Raw genomic sequence first — 3,395 nt, forward strand, 5'->3', positions numbered from 1 at the left:
TACCATTACCGTAAGTATGCTCGGTTTTAAAACGTTGGATTTTTCCCATACCGCTTTAGAGGATTTTAAAAGGGACATTCAGTTAAGCACAGATGTAACAAAATTGGATGCCGTTACCGTAGTAATGGAACTGCCTATTTCTATAAAAAAGGATACTATTATTTATAGAGTAGACAAGTTTGTAACGGGTGAGGAACGAAAGCTTAAGAATATACTGGAGAAATTACCGGGTATCGAAGTCGATAAAGATGGAACTGTTACCAGCCAAGGCAAAAAAGTAACCCATGTTCTGGTCGAAAATAAAAGCTTTTTCGGGGGCAACAGTAAACTGGCAGTAGATAATATTCCTGCCAAGGCCGTCAACGAAGTCGAAATAATAGATGACTACAATGAGATATCTTTTTTAAAAGGAATGACCCGAACGGACAATATGGCCATGAACATAAAATTAAAGGAAGGTAAAAAGAATTTTGTTTTCGGGGATATCGAAGCGGGCAAGGGAAATGAAAGTTTTTATAATGCCCATGCCAATCTATTCTATTACCGACCGGAAATCAATATTAATTTTATCGGTGGGCTGAACAACACCGGGGGAAAAACATTTACATTTAAGGACTATCAAAATTTCACTGGCGGTCCTTCCAGCAATTTCAATGCTAGGGATATGGCAGAAAGAAAGACGATTTCCAATGCCATAGAAGTTACGGATGTAACAAAGAGCGAGAACACTGTTGGGGCCTTAAATATCACTAAAACCTTAAACGATAAAATCGACCTTTCCAGTTATATGATTTTTTCCGGTTCCAAGTACGAAAACCGTATGGAGGCCACAAATGATTATATGCTACCTGACAATAGCTTTTTGGAGAAGGTCACGAACACGGGAACCTTCCATAAAAAATTGGGCCTTGGAAAAATTAAGCTTACTTACGCCCCCAATACTTTGGAACAATGGTCCTTCGATATAATGGCAAAGGGAACGGACAATACCGATCAAAATTCTATTTTGTCCATTATAAATACAGAGGAACAATCTTTTAATAGTTTGGATGATTCAGAAGATGTTTACGCAAATGGAAATGTGGAGTGGCATAAAAAATTATCCTCCAAACATGCCTTTTCTTCAAGTGCCAATTTTGAATACGACAAAAATAACACAAACATTTTTTGGGATACCAACAGGGCCATTTCGCAGGGCATCGTTCCGCTCGAGCCGGATGATATCTATAGGTTGGAAATGTTACGTCAGGTTCAAAATAGCACTGCAAGCGGTATATTCAAACATTATTGGAATATTGATAATTTTAATCTAGTGCATGCCACTTTTGGCAACCAATATAAGGCGTATCAATTCGTTACAAATGATAGTCAACTTTTGGACGATGGCACGATAAACGACTTTAGTTCCAACGGTTTTGGAAATGACTTGAGCTTTAGGTTGAACGACCTATATGCTGGGATGTACTATAATGCCAGGGTAGGGGAATTTGAGTTTCACCAGAGCTTTTTCCTGCACAACTACTCTTGGTCCATTGATCAGGCCAATATCATCAAAAAAAATAAATGGGTATTGCTCCCAGATGTTTCCATAAGAAGGCGTTCTAGTTCTTCGGGAGCTTTTCTTAGATTGGACTCCAAATTAAAAAGTTCATTTTCCGATGCGGAAAGGTTGGCCGGCAAGTATTATTTACAATCCTATAATTCGGTATATATAGGAAATGAAGACCTTGAAAATGATCTAAGCCATTATTCCAGTCTTACCTATTCTAGATCCAGTTTATTGAGAGGACTGTATGTATTGGGGGTAATGAGTTATGAGTACAGAATAAATGGTATTACAAACTCAGTTATAACAGAGGATCAAGATAGAATTACGTCACCAATCAGGCTTAGTGCACCGAACCAAAATTTAAATGGCACCATAATAGCTAAAAAGAGCACTAGGAATTTTAAATATAGTTTAACGACCAGGTTAAACTCATCCAGATCATCCCAGCAGATTAATGGGACCATTTCGGAATATAAAAACACTACGGGTTCTTATAGACTTTCAGCACAAACCCTGCACAAAGAATTTCCAATTATTGAAGTTGGATTCAAACAAAGTCTGGGAAACTACGGATCGAATAACAATACATTTAATTTTCTAACGAACGAACCCTTTATTTCTGTTGAATACGACTTCTTGAAGAATTTTATCGGATCCTTTGATTATACCCATTATAAATATCAGAATAAATCGACAGATTCATCACATGAGTTTAGCATTGGTAATGCTTCGTTTTATTATGGCAAGGAAAATAGCGCATGGGATTTTAAATTAACCGTCCAAAACTTATTTGATGTTAGGTATAAAAACCAAAATCGCTTCAATGATTTCATCGTGTCAGATCAAAATACTTTTGTCCTGCCTAGAATTGCCATGGTATCACTAACCTATAAACTTTAGGTGATCATAAATAATGGAGATAAAAGGTTGAATAGTTTCCTTAAACGAAATTTCACGTAGGAAAATACCAATCCTCAAAAGTTTACTAAACCCCAGGTTTAAATAGACTTTCTGTGGCAATTAAACTTGTAATAATTACCATGCCCCTGCGGCCATCGGGCCAATCTTCCAGCACTATTCTTTCCCCTAACCACCACATTTTATCCTATCTGTTAGGAAAGGATTTTGCTTGCAGTCTAGCCCGACAGCCTCGGCACCGCACCAAAGCACAAGGGGTGAAAAAACCCCTTGCCCTTTTTATCCCTTGCTATGAAATCGAGCTATTTTTATCGTTTTTACCATTTTTTCGAATAAAATATAAGACCATATTAAACCAGGGCTGGTCTTATATGGTCTCATATGGCTTTATATGGTTTTAAGGTGTAAAATACTGTAAATAAGTCTTTTAGGATAGATTTTGATGTGTTATATTTATATAGAAATATCCGTTTTTAACGGATAGCAAGTTATGTTTTGCGCAACGCAAAACTCCTACTTCTAGCGAAGTGAAAAGCTGCCCTCGGCAGTAAAAAACAAGAAAAATAATGGCAATTGGCAGCATCGGCAGGAAACGGTTGGGAGAGAGCAAGCGAAAGCATGCCATCACGCTCCGATTCAATACCGAAGAACTGGAAAAAGTGAAGGCGCTTTTACAGTCTAATAAGGTCGATTTCCATAAAAGAGGTACGGTGGGCCCTTTTTTAAGAACCCTCATTCTAAGCAAGGAGGTGGAGAAAGTGGAAGGACTACCAGTTAGTACTCCGAAAGTTAATTATCAACTGAACAAAATAGGGAACAACCTCAATCAATTGGTAAAAGTGGCCCATTACAAGAACCAACGGAGTCCCAATGCAAGCCTTGTACATGAGATGCAAAAGGCCAATGAACTGGTCGCTACCTTGAATAC

At 37.8% G+C, this 3,395-nt stretch carries 2 protein-coding genes; both read left to right on the top strand.

The features are described from left to right. Window positions 1-2,449 (top strand): carboxypeptidase-like regulatory domain-containing protein (locus F1E73_RS17695; protein ID WP_191089055.1); only part of this gene is annotated, 2,449 nt, incomplete at its 5' end. A 584-nt stretch (window positions 2,450-3,033) separates the two neighbouring features. After that, window positions 3,034-3,395: plasmid mobilization relaxosome protein MobC (mobC, locus tag F1E73_RS16630; RefSeq protein ID WP_150452611.1), on the top strand; the 362-nt coding region annotated here is incomplete at its 3' end.

The organism is Arenibacter lacus (genome assembly GCF_008711145.1).
GTDB classification, from domain to species: domain Bacteria; phylum Bacteroidota; class Bacteroidia; order Flavobacteriales; family Flavobacteriaceae; genus Arenibacter; species Arenibacter amylolyticus.